Source organism: Streptomyces sp. SAS_270, assembly GCF_052543295.1.
In genome coordinates this window covers 141740-162548 of the sequence record NZ_JBMNDS010000008.1, presented here as the reverse complement: position 1 = coordinate 162548, position 20809 = coordinate 141740, and the positions used below count along the sequence as shown (strand labels likewise).

The window sequence follows — 20809 nt, the reverse complement described above, 5'->3', positions numbered from 1 at the left end:
GTCCTGTCTCTTGAGGCGCCTGTCGCCTCGGGTCGGATCGATACGTAGGCTCCATGGTCCCACGGGCGGGGCCATGCGACCGGTTTGGGCCGGTCGGACGGGGGCCGGGACCGGGTTTGGGCCGGTCGGACGACGACTGGTAGCCTGGGTGGCTGTGTCTCATGCCCTCTAAGCAAGGAGACACGCCCCAAGGAAAATCAAACGGCGCGCGAGGCATGCCCTCATGCGCCTGAACCTGAAAAGGCTCATCAGTGGCGAACATCAAGTCCCAGATCAAGCGGAACAAGACGAACGAGAAGGCGCGCCTGCGCAACAAGGCCGTCAAGTCGTCCCTCAAGACCGCGATCCGCAAGGCCCGTGAGGCTGCTGCCGCGGGTGACGTCGAGAAGGCCACCGAGTACACGCGCGAGGCTTCGCGCAAGCTCGACAAGGCCGTCGCCAAGGGCGTCATCCACAAGAACCAGGCCGCCAACAAGAAGTCGGCGCTTGCTTCGAAGGTCACCTCCCTCAAGGGCTGACACTTGATTTGACCGCTGGAAGGACCCGAGCGGGCCCTCTCTCATCCGCTCCCGTCCAGCACCCAAGGACCACGCGCGGCCTGCGTTCGCCACGCGGGCGTGGTCCAACATCGTGAACCGAGGCCCCGTTTCTCCTCCTTTCGGGAGGGGAAGCGGGGCCTTCGGCACATGGGCTCCTCAGCCCGTCCGGCGTTTGAGGACGAGCGCGAAGCGCGACAGGGGGGAAAGGGGGCAAAGCCCCCAGGACAACGGGACGGGTAGGGGCGGAGGGGGCGAATACCCAAGGCTCACCCGAACGCCGGGTGCCTCCTCAGGCAAGCCCCGCCGGAGGCCCCGCTACCCCCGCCCCCCGACCCGCGCTGCCCGGGCAACGGCGACAACAGCCTTCTCCAGGGCATACGCAGGATCGTCCCCGCCCCCCTTGACCCCGGCATCGGCATCCGCGACCGCCCGCAGGGCGACAGCAACCCCGTCAGGGGTCCACCCCCGCATCTGCTGCCGCACCCGATCGATCTTCCACGGCGGCATCCCCAGCTCACGCGCAAGATCCGCCGGTCGCCCCCCGCGCGCGGAGGACAGCTTGCCGATCGCCCGCACCCCCTGCGCCAACGCACTGGTGATCATCACGGGCGCGACCCCGGTCGACAGGGACCACCGCAGAGCCTCCAACGCCTCCGCCGCCCGCCCCTCGACCGCCCGGTCGGCGACCGTGAAACTGGAGGCCTCGGCCCGCCCGGTGTAATACCGCCCGACTACGGCCTCGTCGATAGTCCCCTCGACGTCCGCGACCAGCTGGGACACGGCGGACGCCAGCTCCCGCAGGTCACTGCCGATGGAGTCGACGAGCGCCTGGCACGCCTCGGGCGTGGCCGACCGCCCGAGCACCCGGAACTCGCCCCGCACGAACGCCAGCCGGTCCGCCGCCTTCGTCATCTTGGGACAGGCCACCTCCCGCGCCCCCACCTTGCGCGCGGCGTCGAGCAGCCCCTTGCCCTTGGCCCCACCGGCGTGCAGCAGCACGAGGGTGATCTCCTCGGCGGGTGCCCCCAGGTAACCCTTCACGTCCTTGATCGTGTCGGCCGACAGATCCTGCGCGTTGCGAACGATCACGACCTTGCGCTCGGAGAAGAGCGACGGACTCGTCAGCTCGGCGAGCGTGCCGGGCTGCAACTGGTCCGCGGTCAGATCACGTACGTCCGTGTCGGCGTCGGCGGCCCGGGCGGCGGCCACCACCTCCTGCACGGCACGATCGAGCAGGAGGTCCTCCTGGCCCACGGCAAGCGTGACGGGGGCGAGAGGGTCGTCATATGCAGTCTTCTTGGCCATCGCGGTCAAGCATCCCACGCACCACTGACAACGAACCCGCGACGGGAGAGCGGGCACTCGGTCACGAGCGCGGACCGGCATCGGCACCGGCGCGGACCGGCACGGAGGCGAACCGGCACGGGCGCGGACCGGCACCGGTGCCGGCACGGACGCGGACCGGCACGGACGCGGACCGGCACGGACGCGGCACGGGCACGGGCGCGGGCACACGCAGGCTCGGGCTCGGGAAGTTGCGCGAGGTTCGGTCAGGAGCAGCGCACTGCCCGTTTCATGGGTTCTGCCCTACGGTTCCTCCCGCCAGCCGTCCCACTCCCGCACGAACTCGTCCAGTTCCCTGGGGTCGAGGCGCTCCCGGGGGTCCTGGAGGACCACCAGCCACTGCGCGTCCTCGGCATCGTCCTCGCCGGCCAGCGCGTCCCGGACGAGCTGCGGCTCCTCGTCGAGTCCGAACCGTTCACCGAGCGCCTCGACCGCCTCCTCCGCGGAATCACGGTCGGGCAGCACCAGCACATGTCTCACATCGCTCACGCGATCATTTTCCGACACGCCGGACACGACCGACGCCCGGGGCGGCCCTCACGGAGGGCAGGCGAGCAGCGGGAGTGCTCCCGTCACCGCCCGCCGCGTTCCCTCCACCCCGCGCCACGGCGAGACGACCTGCCCACCGCACCGGCTTCGTTCGGTTCCGCTACAGCTTCCGCACCTCCGGTACCCGGCCCAACTCGATTCCGAAGCGCTCGCGATAGACCGTCAACACCTCCTCGTCCTCGGTCAGTTCCGACACCACCTTCGTCCCGTCGGCAGCCGTCACCGTGAAGCTGCGGCCGCTGAGCGTGATCCGCCCCCCGTCCTCGGTGACCCTCGAACAGACCAGCGACCGCGTGAAATGCGACACCGGCGACGTGCTGTGCCACCAGGCCCCGGCCGCGAAGTCCTGCAGCGCCCGTGGCCGCACCTCCAGGCGGTACTGCGGCTTGCCGTCCCGGATCACGTCCAGGTCCTCGGCCCCGCGCGTCCCCCCGACGCCCCGCACTCCCGCCGCGTCCGGCCCCGCCTCGACGACCCGGAACGTGCCGGCGGGGTCCTTCTGTTCGCCCCGCTCCCCGAAGGCCAGTGGATGATGACTGTGCGCCCCGAAACCGATGTCGGCCAGCCAGTCACCCCCGTCCACCGTCCGCACCCGCAGCGCGAGATGGTCGTACGGGATCCCGACCCGCCCCTCCTTGCCGTACACCCGCCCCGCGAGCAGCGTCACATCGAAGCCCAGCGCCCCGAGCAACGCCCCGAACGCTCCGTTCAGTTCGTAGCAGAAACCACCCCTGCGAGCGCCGACCACCTTGTCCAACAGCCGCCCCTCCTCCAGCACGATCTCCTCACCCAGGTGGATCGACAGGTTCTCGAACGGCACGGACTGCAGATGACGGACGTGCAGCTCGCGCAGCGCATCGGCGGTGGGCCATGCGGGGTGCGCGACCCCGATACGGCGAAGGTAGGCGTCAATCTGTGCGGAATTCATGAGGCCAGTCTGTCGCGATTCACAACCTCACTTTCCCCTTCTCTCCCCTCCCCTCCCCCTCCCCTCTCCCTCCCCCGCCCCTCCCTGTCCCCGCCTCTCCCCGTCGCCACTCGCGATCTCGGTCAATTCCGGTACCGGCCTCAGTCCGTCGCCACTCTCAGCCCTCCGCCCGCGCCTGCCACGGCGATCGCCCCGTCCTGATCGCTACGCAGCACCATCGCGCCCCCGGACCGCAGGGCCGCGACCGTGCTGGGCGCGGGGTGTCCGTACGGGTTGTCCGCACCGCAAGAGATCAGCGCGAGCCGCGGGGCCACCCTGCGCATGAGCTCCGGGTCCTGGTAGGCCGAGCCGTGGTGAGCCACCTTGAGGACGTCCACGGAGGCGAGGTCTGCGGCTGCCGGAGATCTCAAGAGCGCTTCCTGAGCGGGCGGTTCAAGGTCGCCGAGGAGCAGCAGGCGCAGCCCGGCCGACCGTACGAGCAGGGTGACGCTGGCGTCGTTCGGGCCGTCAGGCGTGAGGGCGAGCGGGCTCTGGCTCGGCGGCGGCCACAGCACCCGCCAGTCGAGTGCTCCGGTACGCCGCCGCTCACCTGCCACGGCCCGCGTCACCGGGATGTTCCGGGCAGCCGCTTCCCTTCGTACGAACTCGGCCTGGTCCGGCGGATCTTCGAACCCGGTCGTCTCGATCGCGCCGACCGAGCGCCCGCGCAGTACACCCGGCAGCCCGGCGACATGGTCGGCGTGGAAGTGCGTCAGCACGACGAGCGGAATGCGGGTGATGCCGAGCGCGCTGAGGCACCGGTCGACCAGCACCGGGTCGGGGCCCGCGTCCACCACCACCCCTGAACCGTCGCCCGCCGCCAGGACCGTCGCGTCGCCCTGCCCCACGTCGCACATCGCGAACCGCCAACCGGGCGGCGGCCACCCCGTGATCACCCGGGTGAGCGGCGGTGGCTGCACCACGACCAGCAGGAACAGCACGACACAGGCCCCGCTGAGCCAGGGGTACCGCAGGAGCCGCCGTCCGACGACCAGGACGACCGCCGTGACGAGCGCGAGCAGTAGTGCGCCCGTCCAGCTGCCCGGCCACTCCACTCCTCCGCCGGGCAGCGCCGCTCCGCTCCGCGCGATGTCCGCGATCCACCGAACCGGCCAACTCGCGCACCACGCCAGGGCTTTCGCTGCGGGCATCGCCACGGTGGCCGTCGCCAGCGTCGCGAAGCCCAGCACGGTGGCCGGTGCGACCGCGAACTCCGCGAGCAGGTTGCACGGCACCGCCACCAGGCTCACCCGGGCCGAGAGGACGGCGACGACCGGCGCGCACAGGGCCTGCGCGGCGGCAGCGGCAGCGAGCGCCTCGGCCGGCCGCGGAGGTACCCGGCGCCGCCGCAGGGCAGCGCTCCATCGTGGGGCGAGCGTGAGCAGGGCGCCCGTCGCGAGGACGGAGAGCAGGAAGCCGTAACTGCGGGACAGCCACGGGTCGTACAGCACCAGCAGCAGGACAGCCGCGGCCAGTGCGGGGATCAGCGACCTGCGGCGACCGGTCGCGATCGCGAGCAGCGCGATCCCTCCGCAGGCCGCCGCCCGCAGGACGCTGGGATCGGGCCGGCACACGATCACGAAGCCGAGCGTGACCGCTGCGCCCAGCAGCGCGGTCCCCCGCAGCGGGACCCCGAACCGCGGTGCGAGGCCTCGGCGTTCGGCCCGCTGAGCGAGGCCCGGCGGGCCGATGAACAGGGCGAGCAGAATCGTGAGGTTGCCCCCGCTGACCGCCAGGAGATGGGTGAGGTCCGTCGCCTTGAACGCGTCGTCCAGCTCCGGCGTGACCCGTGAGGTGTCCCCCACGACCAGCCCCGGCAGCAGCGCCCGCGCGTCCGGCGCCAGCCCGTCGGTCGCCTCCCGCAGCCCTTCGCGCAGCCGCCCGGCGAACCGCTGCGCACCGGATGGTTCCCCCACCACCTGCGGCGGGACGCTTCCCCGTACCCGCAGCACGGCCGCGATCCGGTCCCCGCCGGAGAGAGCGGGGGCGAGCCGCGCGGACACCCGCAGCCGTGTGGAGGGCAGTACCGCCAGCCAGGGCGATCCCCGGGGTGAGCGCGCGTCCACGATCATCAGCACCGGAGTGCGCGTGACCACGTCCGTCCCGCCGTCCCCGTGTGTCCTGTCAGCGTTCGCCATACGCCGGACCTCCGCGTCCATCAACACGGCGGTCGGAGCCGAGTGATCACCGTTGATCCGGGGACGGGTGAGCCGAGGATCGGAGGTGATCTCCACCTCGGCGGTCACGTGGGCGTACTGGCGCGCCAGTGACGGGACCGGTCCGCGCCGCAGATCCGCCCCGTGCAGTCCCGCGGAGGCGGCGGCCGCTGCGACACAGAGCAGTGCGGCCGCGGCGGAGACCCGCGGCCACGAACACGACCACCCTCGCCCGCACTTCGCCTCCCCACGATTCCCACGCCCCCACTCACGCCCCGCCGAACCGAGCGCCCCTCGTCCGCATTCCGCCTCTGCACGCCCCCCTCGCCCGCACCCTGCCGAACCGCGCCCCCCACGCCGTTCCGCCACCAGCAGGCCCACGCCCGCCGTAACGCAGACCGCGACCACGGCCGTGACCCAGCCGGGCGGCGCCCCGACCGTCACTGCCGCCGTCACCCATGCGGCCAAGGCGGGCGGCACGAGCCGGAGATCCACCGGGCCCTCCTCACGAGGGTGCGCCGCCCCCAGCCGCCTGCCCGAAGCGGCGTGCACCGCCCGGCGGTTCAGGGCAGAACCGTCGGGCGAGGAGAGAACGGGTCCCGGCCCGCCCTGGGGTGCTCCGGATCCGGTCGTGCTCCTCGCCTTCGGGCCCCTCATGGCCGCACCAGAGTCCGCAGGTCGGCGAAGCGTCGGTCGCCGATGCCATTGACCTCCCGGAGTTCGTCGACGGAACGGAAGCCGCCGTGCTGGGCGCGGTAGTCGATGATGTGCTGGGCCAGGACGGGGCCGACACCCGGCAAAGTGTCGAGCTGCTCCACGGTGGCCGTGTTGAGAGGGACGGGGGTGGCCGCTGCCGCCCCCACGCCGGACCCGCCGGTACCGACAGCGCCCGTGCCGACGGCTCCCGTGCCGCCCGGTCCCGCTCCGGCCGCGGAGACCGGCGCACCCACCACGACCTGTTCGCCGTCCACGAGGAGACGGGCCCGGTTGAGTCCTTCGGTGTTCACACCCGGGCGCACCCCGCCGGCCGCGCGCAGCGCATCCTCGACCCGGGAGCCCGCCGGCAGTCGCTGGAGCCCGGGGCTGCGCACCTTGCCGCTGACGTCGACGACGAGCACGGCCCCGGCCGAGGCACCCCCCGTCGAGGCGCCCCCGTCCGCTTCCTGCCGCGCTCCTTGATCGCCCGACCCCCGGCCCGCCTGCTCGGCCGGTTCGCCGTACGGCACCGCTGCCCGCACCACCTCAGGGGCCCGCACCGACTGGGTCCTGCCGGCCCAGAAGTGCTGCACGGCGAAGACGGCGGCGACCACGAGCAGCACAGTCAGAGCGGCCACGCTCCTGCGTTCCAGCCCGCACCGCGTCTGCAGCCACAGAGGCATCCGCTCCCGAACGGCAAGCCCGGCCCGCTCCCGCCACGGCCCCGCCGCCCCACCCCGGCCCCCGCCGCCGCCCTCGACATCAGCATCAGCATCAGCATCAGCATCAGCATCAGCATCGACACAAGGCTCCGGCGCCGGCTCGGCATCAAAACCACCCGCGCCAGCCACCCTCCCCACGCCGACGCCTACCCTGGCCGCGCCCACATCCCGATCCGCGCCCGGGGGCGCTTTGCCCAGCTCCCGTCGTTCGCCGGCCCCGATCCGTTCGGTGAAGAGCGCCTCCGCGCGCAGGCGAAGGGCCTCAGCGGATGCCTGGCGTTGCCGGGTACGGCTCCGCGGGTGGTGACGGCGATGGCGGGTGCGGCCGTCGGAGACGGGGCCGCGGCCCGGGCCGCTGGTGGGCGTGGCGGTGCGTGAGCGTGATCGGAGTGACATGCGAGGAGGATCCGGCACTGTGCCGCCCTCGCGATGATCTTGCTCAATTCCCGGGGATTACCCCCTGGTTGTGGATAACTCGGTCACCCACACGAGTCACATGCGCCGCATCGACCCCGATGGACGGCTCCAGCCTCACCGAGGGGAGACAACTACCCCCAGCAGCCCAGGGCCCGTGTGTGCCCCGATCACCGCTCCGACCTCGCTGACATGCAGATCGGCGAGGCCCGGCACGCGCGCACGCAGCCGGTCGGCGAGCGCCGAAGCCCGCTCGGGCGCGGCCAGGTGGTGGACGGCGATGTCGACCTGGGCGCTGCCCGCACGGTCGGCCACGATCTCCTCCAGGCGGGCGATCGCCTTGGACGCCGTGCGCACCTTCTCCAGGAGTTCGATGCGGCCGCCGTTCAGCTCCAGCAGCGGCTTCACCGCGAGCGCGGAGCCCAGCAGGGCCTGGGCAGCCCCGATGCGGCCGCCGCGGCGCAGATAGTCGAGGGTGTCGACGTAGAAGTACGCGGAGGTGCCCGCGGCACGCTTCTCCGCGGCAGTGACCGCGTCGTCGACCGTGCCGCCCGCTTCCGCAGACTCCGCAGCGGCCAGCGCGCAGAAACCGAGGGCCATCGCGACCATCCCGGTGTCCACCACCCGCACGGGAACCGGGGCCTCCCGCGCGGCGAGGACGGCTGCGTCGTAGGTGCCCGAGAACTCGGCTGACAGATGGAGGGAGACGATGCCGGAGGCGCCCGACTCGGCGACCTTGCGGTAGGTCGCGGCGAACATCTCGGGGCTGGGGCGGGATGTGGTGACGGAACGCCGCTTCTGCAGCGCCTGGGCCAGCGAGCGGGCCGAGATCTCGGTGCCCTCTTCGAGCGCCTGATCGCCGATAACCACGGTCAGGGGCACCGCGGTGATGCCGTGGCGCTCCATCGTCCGGGGCGGCAGGTAGGCCGTTGAATCGGTGACGATCGCGACATGGCGGGACATGAGCTGGAGGTTACCTGGCGGGGCGGGTGGACGGCAGCCCGGCCCCTCTCACCTGCGGTCGGGCGGACCGCTCAAGTGGTGCTCTCGGGGCGGGGCTTCTTCTGCCACGGATAGCTGGGGCGCCGGTCCGGCGGGGTGATGGCGGCGCGGGTCGGCTCCTCGGCAGCGCGGGACCGCGGGGTCTGCGGCCAGGTCTGCCCGCTCGACGCGTCCTCGGGAGCCGGCGCCTCGGGCCAGGAGGCCGCGGGGGCGGGCTCCGTCGTCCAGTGCCGCAGCGCACCCGCCTCCACGTCTATCTGGGCGCTCAGGGAGTCCAGGTCGTCGTCGGCGAACCGGCGGGCCCGGTCACGGGCGGCCCAGCGCAGCGAGTCCGCCGACTGTGTGATGCGTTCGGTGCGCTCGCGCAGGGCGGGCAGCCGCTCGCTGAGCGTGCCCCTGTCGGGCTCGCTCTCCAGGCGCTTGAGCTCGTCGTCCAGTTCGTGCCCGTGCACGCTCAGGCGCTCGAAGAGTCCCAGGGATTCCTTCAGGGACTCGTCGTCGGCCGCGCCCACGTGCAGCGCGTCCTGGGTGGCCCGCATCGAGGTGCGCAGCTTCAGCCGCAGCTGGGCGATCTCGCCGACCGGGCCGGGCTGGGCGTACGTCTTGGCGCGGAGCGTGGTGTCCTCGACCGTGCGGCGGGCCTGCGCGATCGTGCGGTCCACGCCGCGCTTGGCCGCGCCGACCACCTTCACCGTGGCGTACGCACCGAGCACCACGAACAGCAGGAAGAGCAGGGCGAAGACTGCGACCACGGCTTCCACGACTCCTCCTCCGACCGGCACGGCAGCTGTTGCGCCGCTCTTCAACGGTAAACGCAACGGGCAGGTCCGGAGTTCCGGAGGAACCCTGAACCTGCCCGTAGGGGACGACCCCGACCGCGCTGCCCCACCGAACCCCGGAGGCCGGCAACTCAAGCGGCTCAAGCCGTAACGATGTTCACCAGCTTCGGCGCCCGCACGATCACCTTGCGGATTCCGGCCCCGGCCAGTGCGGCGACGACCTTTTCGTCGGCCAGCGCGACCTTCTCCAGCTCCGCGTCGGAGATCGACGGGGAGACCTCCAGGCGCGCCTTGACCTTGCCCTTGATCTGCACGACGCAGGTCACGGCCTCGTCCACGGCGTACGCCGGGTCGGCGACCGGGAAGTCCTGGTGGACGACCGAGTCGGTGTGACCCAGCTTGCGCCACAGTTCCTCGGCGATGTGCGGCGCCAGCGGCGCGATCAGCAGCACCAGGGACTCGGCGACCGGACGCGGCACCGAGCCGCCCGTCTTGGTCAGGTGGTTGTTCAGCTCGGTGACCTTGGCGATGGCGGTGTTGAACCGCAGCCCCTCCAGGTCCTGGCGCACGCCGTCGATCGCCTTGTGCAGCGCGCGCAGCGTGTCCTCGTCGGCCTCGGTGTCCGTCACCGTCAGGGCGCCGGTCGACTCGTCGACCACGTTGCGCCACAGTCGCTGCAGCAGGCGGAACTGGCCCACCACCGCGCGCGTGTCCCACGGCCGCGACACGTCCAGGGGGCCCATCGCCATCTCGTACAGGCGCAGCGTGTCCGCGCCGTACTCGGCGGCGATCTCGTCCGGAGTGACCGCGTTCTTCAGGGACTTGCCCATCTTGCCCAGCAGCCGGGAGACCTTCTCGCCCTGGTAGTAGTACGCGCCGTCGCGCTCCTCCACCTCGGCGGCGGGCACCGCGATGCCACGGCTGTCGCGGTACACGAAGGCCTGGATCATGCCCTGGTTGAACAGCTTGTGGAACGGCTCGGGCGACGAGACATGCCCCAGGTCGAACAGCACCTTCGACCAGAAGCGCGCGTACAGCAGGTGCAGTACGGCGTGCTCGGCGCCGCCGACGTACAGGTCGACGCCGCCGTGCGGCATGCCCTCGCGCGGGCCCATCCAGTACTGCTCGATGGCCGGGTCGACCAGCTTCCGGTCGTTGTGCGGGTCCAGGTAGCGCAGCTCGTACCAGCAGGAACCGGCCCAGTTGGGCATGGTGTTGGTCTCACGGCGGTACTTCCGGGGGCCGCGGCCGTCGCCCAGGTCCAGGGTCACGTCGACCCAGTCCTCGTTGCGGGACAGCGGGGTCTCCGGGGACGTGTTCGCGTCGTCCGGGTCGAAGGTGCGCGGCGAGTAGTCCTCGACCTCGGGCAGCTCCAGGGGCAGCATCGACTCGGGCAGCGAGTGGGCGATGCCGTCCTCGTCGTAGACGATCGGGAAGGGCTCGCCCCAGTAGCGCTGGCGGCTGAACAGCCAGTCGCGCAGCCGGAAGTTGACGGTGCCCTCGCCGATGCCCTGGCCGGCCAGCCACTCGGTGATGCGCGCCTTGGCCTCGGCGACGCCCAGGCCGTCCAGGGAAACGCCCTCACCGGTGGAGTTGATGATCTTCGCGTCGTACGAGGCGAAGGCGTTCTCCCAGGTGGAGGTGTCGGTGCCGCGGCCGTCGGTCGGCTCGACGATGCAGTGGATCGGCAGCTCGAAGGCGCGCGCGAACTCGAAGTCGCGCTGGTCGCCCGCCGGAACGGCCATGATCGCGCCGGTGCCGTAGCCCATCAGGACGTAGTCGGCGATGAAGACCGGGACCTGCTCGCCGTTGACCGGGTTGGTCGCGTACGAGCCGATGAAGACACCGGTCTTGTCCTTGGCCTCGGCCTGCCGCTCGACGTCCGACTTGGAGGCGGCCTGCGCACGATAGGCGGCGACGGCCTCGGCCGGCGTCGCGTGGCCGCCGGTCCACACGTCGTGGGTGCCCTCGGGCCAGGCGTCCGGGGTGAACTTCTCGACCAGGGGGTGCTCGGGGGCCAGCACCATGTAGGTGGCGCCGAACAGAGTGTCGGGGCGCGTGGTGAAGACCGTGATGCGCTCGCCGTCGATCGGGAAGTCGACGCGGGCACCCTCGGAGCGGCCGATCCAGTTGCGCTGCTGCAGCTTGATGGCCTCGGGCCAGTCCAGCTCGGTCAGGTCGTCCAGCAGGCGGTCGGCATAAGCCGTGATCCGCATGTTCCACTGGCGCAGCTTGGCCTTGAAGACGGGGAAGTTGCCGCGCTCGGAGCGGCCGTCGGCGGTGACCTCCTCGTTGGCCAGCACGGTGCCCAGCCCGGGGCACCAGTTGACGGGCGCGTCGGAGGCGTACGCCAGGCGGTACTCGCTCAGGAGGTCGGCGCGCTCGACGGCGCTCAGCTCGCTCCACGCGCGCGTACCGGGTACGGCGCGCTCACCGCTCTCGAACTGGGCGACCAGCTCGGCGATCGGACGGGCCTGCTGCGCCTCGGTGTCGTACCAGGAGTTGAAGATCTGCAGGAAGATCCACTGGGTCCACTTGTAGTAGTCCGGGTCGATCGTCGCGAACGACCGGCGCTTGTCGTGGCCCAGGCCCAGCCGGCGCAGCTGGGACTTCATGTTGTTGATGGCCGCCTCGGTGGTGATCCGAGGGTGCTCGCCGGTCTGCACGGCGTGCTGCTCGGCGGGCAGGCCGAACGCGTCGAAGCCCAGGGTGTGCAGGACGTTGTGGCCGGTCATGCGCTGGAACCGGGCGAATACATCGGTGGCGATGTAGCCCAGGGGGTGACCGACGTGCAGGCCCGCACCGGAGGGGTACGGGAACATGTCCATGACGAACTTCTTGGGCTTGGCGACCAGCGCGGGATCCCCGGCCAGGTCACCGTTCGGGTTGGGCGCCTCGTACGTGCCCTCGGCGTCCCAGAAGTCCTGCCAGCGTGCCTCGATGTCAGCGGCCATCACGGCCGTGTAGCGGTGCGGCGCTGCCACCTCGGAGGCAGCGGTGTTCGTCTCGCTCATGATCCTCAAAGCTCCATCGATCGTCTCTGCCAGCTGCCCAGGAAATGAAAAAGCCCCTCGCACAGGAGGGGACGCCGCGCCGATGCCGACCACGGTTCATCGGTGGTCGGGACTGATCAGCGCGGCTCACTAAGCAGAAGGCGTACGGCACGCATGGCGTCAGGGTACCGCAGCACCCGAGGGCGCTGCACCGGGCTTCCGAGAGGTCTGCGACACTGGGTGCCAAGGTTGTGAAGATCTTGAAAAGCTGAACAAGATTCAAATGTTACTTCGCGTAACAGTCCCTAAGGGACATCACAAGCATCTGATTGCCCTTTGATAACAACGCAATAACTCAAACCTCGTACCCATCGGTATGGCTCGACTTAGAGTGCGGCATCGGGACCGCTTCCCCGAACCGTTTGGGAGTAACCCCCCATGGAACCTCGTCGCAAGAACAGCTCGCTTCCCCGACCGGGCCGCTCGGCCTACGGGATCGTGTCAGCTGCCGTCCTGCTTCTCATACCCGCGATCGTGCTGCTCGGAGGTGACGGTGTCCGCAACTTCCTCAACTTCGGCGCCGGCGTGCTCTCCCTGGTCGCCCTCAGCTGCTCCGTGATCTGGGGGCTGGTCGCGACCGACCGGCTCTTCCTGAACACGCGTCAACGGCTGGTGGCCCAGGCGGTGCACCGGACGACCGCCGTCTCCTCGGTCGCGTTCCTCTTCCTGCACATCACGGTCAAACTGGCCCTGGACCACACCACGTTGATCGCCGCACTGATCCCCTTCGGGCTCGGCGTCACGGGCATCAACGGGCTCATCGGTCTCGGCTCCCTGGCCGGCCTGCTCATGATCTTCACGGCCATCACCGGCGCACTGCGCAGCGCCTTCGCGTCCCCCGCGCCGATCGCCGCGCGCTGGCGGGCGGTGCACCAACTCGCCTACCCCGCCTGGTGCGCCGCACTGGTCCACGGCCTCTACGCGGGTCGACAGGCCAAGCCCATCTTCGTGATCCTCTACAGCCTCTGCCTGGTCGCCGTGATGGCGGCACTCGCGCTGCGCGCGGCTCCCCGCCCGTTCAAGCGCAAGGTGGCCGACCGGATCATGACGGTCATGGGCACCGACACCAGGCCGGGACGCGAGGAGCTCGAGGAGAGCCGCGCCCGCAACGCGGAGACCGGCCCCCTGGCAGGCTTCGACCCACGATCGGCGACCCGTCCGCCGGCGGACACGGCAGTGCCGCCGCAGCGGATGGCGTCCCCCGCGCCGCTCTACGACGCCCCCACGCGGACCATGACCCCCGAGCCCGCCAACGGCTTCGCGGCGGCCTACCGGGCCGTGTCGGCGACCCCGCGCGCCCAGGACCCGATGGCCGCCGACCAGACCGCGCGCATGGAAGTGCCCCTGAACCTGCAGCCCACCCAGTCGTTCCCGCCCGTCGAGAGCGGCCCCCGGTGGCCCTCCCCGTCCCCGCCGCCGGTAGGAGAGGCACCCCCGTCCGCGTACGACCCGCTGTACGACACCTACGCGGGCACGCCGATCCAGGGCAACTTCGAGTCTCCGTACCCAACCGGTGAGACGAACGCCCCCTACGGCACGTACAACACGAACGACACGTACAACAGCGGTCCCGCCACGGAAACACCTCCCGGTGCCTTCGACGCGCCGGGTTCCGGCGAACCCTGGAACGCGCCTTCCGGAGGCTTTTAAGTGAACGAGGCCCTGCCCGACGTCCCAGAAGTCCGGGTGGTCGGGCTTCCGCAGCTCACGTCTGGCTTCGACCTTGTCGAACGGCTCGACCTGCCCATGCACCTGAAGGTGCACGGGCCGCTCGAACCCATCGGCGGCGAGCAGCTCGCGCAGCTCGCCGAGCGGATCTCCCTCAAGGGCCGCGGTGGCGCGGGCTTCCCCTTCCACAAGAAGCTGCGCTCGGTCGCCGAATCGGCGATCAAGCGCGGTGTACGGCCCGTGGTCGTCGTCAACGGAAGCGAGGACGAGCCGGCCTGCCGCAAGGACACGGTGATGATCAACCGTGCCCCGCACCTCATCCTGGACGGCGCCCTGCTGGTCGCCGAGGCACTCGGTGCCCGCACCCTCGTCGTCGGCGTGACCCGCGAATCCACTCAGCGCTCGATGGAGGCGGCGCTCGCCGAGCGCGGACTGACCAACCGGCGAGGCGCGGCCATCCGCGCGCGCGTGCAGCGCAACCCGGTCCGCATGGTGACCGGCGCGGCGGCCTCGCTGATCCGCTCCATAGACGGCGGCCCGGCCATCCCCCCGGGCCGCAAGATCAGCGCGTCGCAGAGCGGTGTCGGCGGCGCGCCGACGCTCCTGTCCAACGCCGAGACGTTCGCCCAGCTGGCGATCGCCGCGCGCATCGGCTCCGAGCGCTACTGCAACACCGGCCTGTACGACGAGCCCGGCACCGTCATGCTCACCGTCTCCGGGGCGGTCGCCCGCCCGATGGTGCTGGAGGTCCCCACCGGGGTGCCCCTGCGGTACGTGCTCCAGCTCGCCGGCGCGCCCCCCGTCCCGCAGGGCGTGCTGACCGGCGGTTACCACGGCAAGTGGCTGGACTCGGCGACCCTCGACGAGGCGATCGTCTCGCGGAACTCGCTGGACGCGGTCGGAGGCGCGCTCGGCGCGGGCGCGGTGCTGCCGATCAGCCAGGACACCTGCGCGCTCGGCGAGTCATTGCGAGTGGCCCAGTGGCTGGCCGCGGAGAGCGCGGGACAGTGCGGTCCCTGCTACCTCGGTCTGCCCGCCGCGGCGCGCGGCCTGGAGGACATCCTCAACGGGGGCGGTCCGGCCGCCCTGGAGGCGGTGAAGCAGGTCGCCAAGGCCGTGAAGCGGCGCGGTGCCTGCTCGCACCCGGACGGCTCCGCGATGTTCCTGGAGTCGACGCTCAAGGCGTTCACCGACGACCTGGCCGCGCACGTCCTGGGCAACGGCTGCGGCCGGCCGGTGCACGGCGTGCTCCCGCTGTTCGAACCGGGCCAGGCCCCCAGCAGCATCCCCGGCGCCCAGCCGGAGGATTCGGGCCCCAGCCGCCAGAAGATCTACGTCGACTGGACGCTGTGCCGCGGCCACGGCCTGTGCGCGGACATCCTCCCGGAGGTCTTCGAACTGGGCGCGGACGGCTTCCCGACCGTCGCACAGGCCCAGGTGCCCCGCTACGCCGAAGCGAAGGCCGTACGCGCCGTGCGCCGCTGCCCGGCGCTCGCCCTGCGCATCGAGGAGGACACACGGTCCTCCGCACCGGCACGCAACAACCTGCCCGTCCTCTCGCAGGGACGCGGCCGCCGGGCCCTCGGCAGCGGCCGCTGACGCCCCGCCCGGTGGCACGGTCCGGCGCCTCGCGCGCCGGTCCGGGCCACCGGGCCGCCAATCCCCGGAGAACGACGAAGGCGGGTCACCCTGATCGGGTGACCCGCCTTCGAACTACTGTGGAGCTAAGGAGAATTGAACTCCTGACCTCCTGCATGCCATGCAGGCGCTCTACCAACTGAGCTATAGCCCCTTGTTGCGTTCCGCCCGGTTTCCCCGGCGGCGACGCCAACATTACACGGTCACCCGGGTGCACCACCAAATCGTTTCCGTCGGGCCCCTGCCAGGGCCCTTCGGCCCCCTCGGCTCAGGCCGTCGCGAACGAGTAGAAGCGTTTGAGCGTGCAGTGCTCGTCGAGCAGCCGGCCGTAGATCGGCTCGCCCTCCAGCTCGCGGTACGTCTCGATCGGGTCGCCTTTTATGATCAGCGCCCGCGCGCATTCCTCGCACCAGTACTGGTAGTCGTGGTTGACCGGTTCCATGTCGCGGACGATCGGCGTACCGCTGCCGCACCAATCGCACTTCCGCCTGTGTGCACCCATCGATCAGCTCCAGCTGTGGCCGCAGGCCGTGCACACGTAGGAGACCCCGCCGTTGTCGCCGAGGACCTGGGCGACATGGAACGAACCGCAGGAAGGGCAGAGGAGAATGGCCTTCGTTCGTGCCATCGCCACGTCGGGGGGATCGCCGACCTCCCCGAGGATGCTCGCAGGCATCGCTTCTCCCTCCCGTCGGGCCGCGCCCCCTTCCGGCCGTTTGATTCTGCCACGGCCGGAGCAATACGGTCAGCGACGCCTTCGTACCAGTCCGGACACGGCACCCAGCGGACCTGCAGCGGCCGGCGCGTACGTGCACGCGAGGAGCGCATCCGCAGAGTTATACGCCCCGGGAGCCCGAGTGACTCAACGCCGGGACACAAAAAATCCCGCCCCCCTGAGGGAACGGGATCTTCACCACTGATCTTCGACAACTCAAGAGAGTTGATCTGTGGAGCTAAGGAGAATTGAACTCCTGACCTCCTGCATGCCATGCAGGCGCTCTACCAACTGAGCTATAGCCCCTTGTGTTCTTCCCGCCCTGCGGGGCGAACAAGAAGAACTTTAGCCTGCGACCTGCCGGAAAGTGAAATCCGGTCCCGCCGGGCGCTCGGGACCGGACGGAGCGACGACGGGCAGGGCCCGGGGAGCCGCTCAGTCGTCGTCGCCGAGCACCGGCTCGGGCAGCGTGCCGGCGTTGTGTTCCAGCAGCCGCCAGCCGCGGGCGCCCTGTCCGAGCACGGACCAGCAGCAGTTGGAGAGACCGCCGAGGCTCTCCCAGTGGTGGGACTCCAGGCCGAGGAGACGGCCGATGGTGGTGCGGATCGTGCCGCCGTGACTGACCACCACGAGGGTGCCGTCCTCGGGGAGCTTGTCAGCGTGCCGCAGCACCACGGGGGCGGCGCGGTCGGCGACCTCGGTCTCCAGTTCGCCGCCGCCGCGGCGCACCGGTTCGCCGCGCTTCCACGCGGCGTACTCGTCGCCGTACCGGCCGATGATCTCCTCGTGCGTCAGCCCCTGCCAGACGCCCGCGTAGGTCTCGCGCAGGCCCTCGTCGTGGGTGATGTCGAGGCCGGTGAGGACCCCCAGCTCGGCGGCCGTGTTCGCGGCACGCTGCAGGTCGGAGGCGACGATCGCGTCGGGCTTCAGCGAGGCGAGCAGCCGGGCGGCGCGGCGGGCCTGGCCGACGCCGGTCTCGGTGAGCTCGACGTCCGTCGTGCCCTGGAAGCGGCGCTCCACGTTCCACGCGGTCTGGCCGTGCCGCCAGAGGATGACACGGCGGCCCCGGCCGGGCTTCCTGCCGGTCTGTGCACCGGCGGCGGGGCCGGTCACCGCAGCTCCCCGTATTCGGCGGCGTCCTCCACATCCTGGAGCTCGGCGTGCTCGGCGGCCTTGCCGCGCGTCGCCTTGGCGTCGGCGGGGAGGTCCAGCTCGGGGCAGTCCTTCCACAGCCGCTCAAGGGCGTAGAACACACGCTCCTCGCTGTGCTGCACGTGCACGACGATGTCGACGTAGTCGAGCAGGATCCAGCGGGCGTCGCGGTCGCCCTCGCGGCGCACCGGCTTGGCGCCGAGTTCCTTGTTCAGCCGCTCTTCGATCTCGTCGACGATCGACTTGACCTGGCGGTCGTTGGGCGCGGACGCCAGCAGGAAGGCGTCCGTGATCGACAGCACGTCGCTGACGTCGTAGGCGATGATGTCGTGCGCGAGCTTGTCGGCGGCCGCCTGCGCGGCGGTGGTGATGAGCTCGATGGAGCGGTCCGTGGCGGTCACTACGCGGCTTTCCCTCGGCGGTCAGTAATACCCCAAGGGTCTCACGGACCGCCGACGGCCCCCCACGCGTTTCCGCGATCACGGGCCGGGGTGCCCTGGGGCGCCCCGGCTCGTGATCTGCGTCACGACGACGTTCTGTAGTCCTGGCCGAGCACCACGGACACGTCCGCGTTGGACGTGACCTCGCCCTTCTTCACCGAGCCGGCGGGCAGGCCCAGGGTCTTGGCGACCTCGACGGCGTCGTCCTTGGAGGCGGCGTCGGCGTACGTGATCCGGGACACGCTCTGGGCGGTGGCCGTGCCGGAGTCCAGGAAGGTGTAGCCGCCGTTGACCAGGACGACGCGTGCCTTCTCGGTGGCGTCCTTGTTCCCGGTGGCGTTCTTGATGCCGACGCGGACGGCGTCGCCCTTCTCGGGGCTCTTCACGGTGCCGCCGAGGAGCGACTTGACCACGCTGTCGGTGGCCTGCTCGCTCATGGTGCCGTCCTGCTGGACGGGCAGCAGCGCGGTCTTGTAGTCGCCGCCCTTGGCATGGTCGGCGAGTTTGGCGAGGAAGGCGCCGAGGTCCTTGTCGGTCAGGGACGGGTCGAGGATCTGCGCCAGGGTCTGGACGGTGGTCGTCGCGGCCTGCTGGTCGGAGGAGAGCTTGCGCAGCACGCCCTGCATGACCTGGCCGAACCGCTCCAGCTGGGCGTCCTGGGCCTCGCCGGAGGCCCGGTAGGTCGCGTAGGCGACGGCCATCCTGCCGCTGAGGGTCTGGTCCTCGCCCTTCTTCACGAGGGGCGCCTCGCCCTTCTTCTTCGCGTCGGGGTCCGGCACCGCCGCGTTGGTGTCGAGGTCGATGTTGCCGACGAGTTCGACGAGGTTGTTGAGGTAGGGGGTGTCGAGGCGCCAGGTGCCCTCGATGTCGGTTCCGAGCACCGTGTCGATGGAGTCCCGGGTGCCGGACGAGCCGTCGCCGTCGACCGACTTGGCGAGCGTGGTCGTGGTGCCGTCGTCGTCGGTCAGGGCAAGGGAGTTGGGCAGCAGGACGGTGGCGCCCTGTTTGGTGGTGGTGTTGTTGACGAGCAGCGCCGTGGAGGTGCCGCCCTTCTTGGTGTTGTGGAGGTGGACGACGATCACGTCGCGGTTCTGCGGGCCGGTCGCGGCCGTCGTGCCGGCCTTGCCGCCGGAGGAGGTGCCGGGGAGCTTGCCCGCGTACCAGAGGTAGCCGATGCCGCCGACGGCCACCAGGGCGAACGCCACGACCAGGGACACGATCCTGCTGCGGGCGCGGCGCTTGGCCTCCTCGCGGCGCTCGGTGCGGTTCTCGGTGAAGTTCAGCCAGTCGATGACGTCCTCGGACTCGGCTTCCTGCTCCTCGACGAACGCGAACTGCTCGGTGCGGTAGTCCCGGTCGGCGCGGGGCCGCTCGCTCCGGCGGGGCTCGTCCTGCTCCGCGGGCGCCGCCTGCTGCGGGATGTAGGCGGTCTGCTCCGCGACCCGCGGCTGCTGCCCACTGGTCGCGGTCTGCCCGTAGGGGTCGTACCCGGTGCCCGGGGCGGCCGCGGCGGTGCCGTACGGGTCGTAGGAGTTGTACGGGGGTACGGGCTGCTGCGCGCCGGTGTCGTAGCCCTGCTGGGTCGGCTGCTGCGTGCCGGTGTCGTACGAGGTCGCGTACGGGTCGTAGCCGTAACCCTGTTGCTGCCCGTAGGGGTCGTAGCCCTGCTGGGTCGGCTGTTGTTGCTGCGGCTGCTGAGTCGGCTGCTGCGGCTGTACCGGCACCTGCCGGTACACAGGCTGCCCGAACTCGTCGTAGCCGACGAGTTCGTACTGGTCGCCCCCGTACCCAGCGTCGTATCGGTCGTTCACCGGTGCCCCTCTCGGCTCACTCGCCGCGGTACAGCTCGCGCTTGTCGATATAGCGCACCACACCGTCCGGCACCAGGTACCAGACAGGATCGCCCTTGGCGACCCTCGCACGGCAGTCCGTGGACGAGATGGCGAGCGCGGGAACCTCGACCAGCGAGACACCGCCTTCCGGAAGTCCCGGGTCGGACAGGGGGTGGCCGGGCCGGGTGACCCCGATGAAGTGCGCGAGGGAGAACAGCTCTTCGGTGTCGCGCCAGGTGAGGATCTGGCCGAGCGCGTCGGCGCCCGTGATGAAGAAGAGGTCCGTTTCCGGGTTGAGTGCGCGCAGGTCGCGCAGGGTGTCCGTGGTGTAGGTCGGGCCGCCGCGGTCCATGTCGATGCGGCTCACCGAGAACTGCGGGTTCTCGGCGGTCGCGATGACCGTCATCAGGTAGCGGTCCTCGGCCGGGGAGACCCTCTTGGCGCTCTTCTGCCACGGCTGCCCGGTCGGCACGAACACCACCTCGTCGAGGTGGAACTGCGCGGCGACCTCACTGGCCGCCACGAGGTGCCCGTGGTGGATCGGGTCGAACGTTCCGCCCATGACGCCGAGGCGGCGCTTGCCGGGGTTCGAGGGGCCGTTTCCCCGGCCGCTCGCCGAACGCCCCGTCGCACCGCTGTGCGCGCCGCTCTCCGTGTCACTCGCCGGACCGGTAGGCATGTCCTGCTCTCCCATGCGTGCAGACCCTACCGGCCCGACCTGAGGGCTCCGGCCGACAGGCCCCCGCGGACGGGGCCCGCGGGGCTCAGCGGTCCCGGTTGAAGCGCGTGGTGATCCACAGCAGCAGGAGGAGGATGAAGAGCGCGCCGCCGCCGGTCAGGTAGGGGCTGAGGCTCTCGTGGTTGCCACCGTGCTCCTCGCCCTCGGCGGCAAAGGTGACCAACTGGGCAGCGGTGCTGTGGAAGCTCATCGTCGGCAGGACCTATCCGGGTGTGGGATCGGGACAAAGACTTCGGCCCATCGTAAGCGGGCACGCGCAGGGCGATCACGCCGACTCCGCCGTTGGGGACGCGGACCGTGCGACGCCCCCGCCGACGCACGAGTCGACGTACGTCACCACCGCGAGGCAACGTCCGCGGTGGCGACGGCGTCAAAGTAGGAGGAAGCCAGGAAGGACGGGGAAC

At 70.9% G+C, this 20809-nt stretch carries 18 protein-coding genes and 2 tRNA genes; 3 read left to right on the top strand and 17 right to left on the bottom strand.

Features of this window, described 5'->3' with window-relative positions:
* The first annotated feature begins 251 nt into the window (after positions 1-251).
* Positions 252-518, top strand: coding sequence for a 30S ribosomal protein S20 (rpsT, locus tag ACN6LB_RS08280; RefSeq protein ID WP_356144157.1), 267 nt, complete (start codon positions 252-254; stop codon positions 516-518).
* A 336-nt stretch (positions 519-854) separates the two neighbouring features.
* On the opposite strand, the gene holA is transcribed toward rpsT, so the two are convergent.
* The 8 genes from holA to leuS form a co-directional block, all read right to left on the bottom strand.
* Positions 855-1844, bottom strand: coding sequence for a DNA polymerase III subunit delta (holA, locus tag ACN6LB_RS08275; RefSeq protein WP_356147022.1), 990 nt, complete (start codon positions 1842-1844; stop codon positions 855-857).
* A gap of 282 nt (positions 1845-2126) precedes the next feature.
* Positions 2127-2372, bottom strand: a complete 246-nt coding sequence (locus tag ACN6LB_RS08270) for a hypothetical protein (protein ID WP_356147019.1) — start codon at positions 2370-2372, stop codon at positions 2127-2129.
* 160 nt (positions 2373-2532) lie between these two features.
* On the bottom strand, positions 2533-3360 hold the full coding sequence (locus ACN6LB_RS08265) for an arylamine N-acetyltransferase family protein (RefSeq protein WP_356147017.1): 828 nt from the start codon (positions 3358-3360) through the stop codon (positions 2533-2535).
* Positions 3361-3500: 140 nt separating this feature from the next.
* Positions 3501-6107 (bottom strand): ComEC/Rec2 family competence protein, encoded by a 2607-nt coding sequence (locus ACN6LB_RS08260; RefSeq protein WP_445025193.1) that lies wholly within the window; start codon positions 6105-6107, stop codon positions 3501-3503.
* A 101-nt stretch (positions 6108-6208) separates the two neighbouring features.
* Positions 6209-7369, bottom strand: a complete 1161-nt coding sequence (locus tag ACN6LB_RS08255) for a helix-hairpin-helix domain-containing protein (RefSeq protein ID WP_445025192.1) — start codon at positions 7367-7369, stop codon at positions 6209-6211.
* A 135-nt stretch (positions 7370-7504) separates the two neighbouring features.
* Entirely contained in the window at positions 7505-8350 is an 846-nt protein-coding gene (locus ACN6LB_RS08250; protein ID WP_445025191.1) for a DegV family protein, read from the bottom strand.
* Positions 8351-8421: 71 nt separating this feature from the next.
* Positions 8422-9150: a hypothetical protein gene (locus ACN6LB_RS08245; protein ID WP_445025190.1), complete on the bottom strand. Its 729-nt coding sequence runs from the start codon at positions 9148-9150 to the stop codon at positions 8422-8424.
* A 158-nt stretch (positions 9151-9308) separates the two neighbouring features.
* Entirely contained in the window at positions 9309-12182 is a 2874-nt protein-coding gene (gene leuS / locus ACN6LB_RS08240; RefSeq protein WP_445025189.1) for a leucine--tRNA ligase, read from the bottom strand.
* Between the two features lie 417 nt (positions 12183-12599).
* On the opposite strand from leuS, the gene ACN6LB_RS08235 reads away from it, so the two are divergent.
* Both ACN6LB_RS08235 and ACN6LB_RS08230 read left to right on the top strand, forming a co-directional pair.
* Positions 12600-13871 carry a cytochrome b/b6 domain-containing protein gene (locus ACN6LB_RS08235; protein ID WP_445025188.1) on the top strand — a complete coding sequence of 424 codons (1272 nt, stop codon included), beginning with the start codon at positions 12600-12602 and terminating at the stop codon, positions 13869-13871.
* A complete protein-coding gene (locus ACN6LB_RS08230) occupies positions 13872-15488 on the top strand; it encodes an NADH-ubiquinone oxidoreductase-F iron-sulfur binding region domain-containing protein (RefSeq protein ID WP_356146991.1) in 1617 nt (538 codons plus the stop codon). It begins immediately after the preceding gene.
* Between the two features lie 120 nt (positions 15489-15608).
* On the opposite strand, the gene ACN6LB_RS08225 is transcribed toward ACN6LB_RS08230, so the two are convergent.
* The 9 genes from ACN6LB_RS08225 to ACN6LB_RS08185 all read right to left on the bottom strand — a co-directional run bounded on the left by ACN6LB_RS08225 (position 15609) and on the right by ACN6LB_RS08185 (position 20595).
* Positions 15609-15681: transfer RNA gene (locus ACN6LB_RS08225), tRNA-Ala, on the bottom strand.
* Between the two features lie 114 nt (positions 15682-15795).
* On the bottom strand, positions 15796-16029 hold the full coding sequence (locus ACN6LB_RS08220; protein ID WP_010986886.1) for a hypothetical protein: 234 nt from the start codon (positions 16027-16029) through the stop codon (positions 15796-15798).
* A gap of 3 nt (positions 16030-16032) precedes the next feature.
* The gene (locus ACN6LB_RS08215; protein WP_356139540.1) at positions 16033-16203 is read right to left on the bottom strand and encodes a hypothetical protein; all 171 of its coding nucleotides are present in this window, start codon (positions 16201-16203) and stop codon (positions 16033-16035) included.
* Positions 16204-16475: 272 nt separating this feature from the next.
* Positions 16476-16548: transfer RNA gene (locus tag ACN6LB_RS08210), tRNA-Ala, on the bottom strand.
* Between the two features lie 129 nt (positions 16549-16677).
* Positions 16678-17355, bottom strand: coding sequence for a histidine phosphatase family protein (locus ACN6LB_RS08205; RefSeq protein ID WP_445025187.1), 678 nt, complete (start codon positions 17353-17355; stop codon positions 16678-16680).
* Positions 17352-17795 carry a ribosome silencing factor gene (gene rsfS / locus ACN6LB_RS08200; protein ID WP_445025186.1) on the bottom strand — a complete coding sequence of 148 codons (444 nt, stop codon included), beginning with the start codon at positions 17793-17795 and terminating at the stop codon, positions 17352-17354. The genes ACN6LB_RS08205 and rsfS overlap by 4 nt, the downstream gene beginning before the upstream one ends.
* Before the next feature lie 122 nt (positions 17796-17917).
* Entirely contained in the window at positions 17918-19645 is a 1728-nt protein-coding gene (locus ACN6LB_RS08195) for an LCP family protein (protein ID WP_445025185.1), read from the bottom strand.
* A 16-nt stretch (positions 19646-19661) separates the two neighbouring features.
* Positions 19662-20360, bottom strand: a complete 699-nt coding sequence (gene nadD / locus ACN6LB_RS08190; protein WP_356139547.1) for a nicotinate-nucleotide adenylyltransferase — start codon at positions 20358-20360, stop codon at positions 19662-19664.
* Between the two features lie 70 nt (positions 20361-20430).
* Positions 20431-20595 carry a hypothetical protein gene (locus ACN6LB_RS08185; RefSeq protein WP_356139549.1) on the bottom strand — a complete coding sequence of 55 codons (165 nt, stop codon included), beginning with the start codon at positions 20593-20595 and terminating at the stop codon, positions 20431-20433.
* Between the last annotated feature and the right edge of the window lie 214 nt (positions 20596-20809).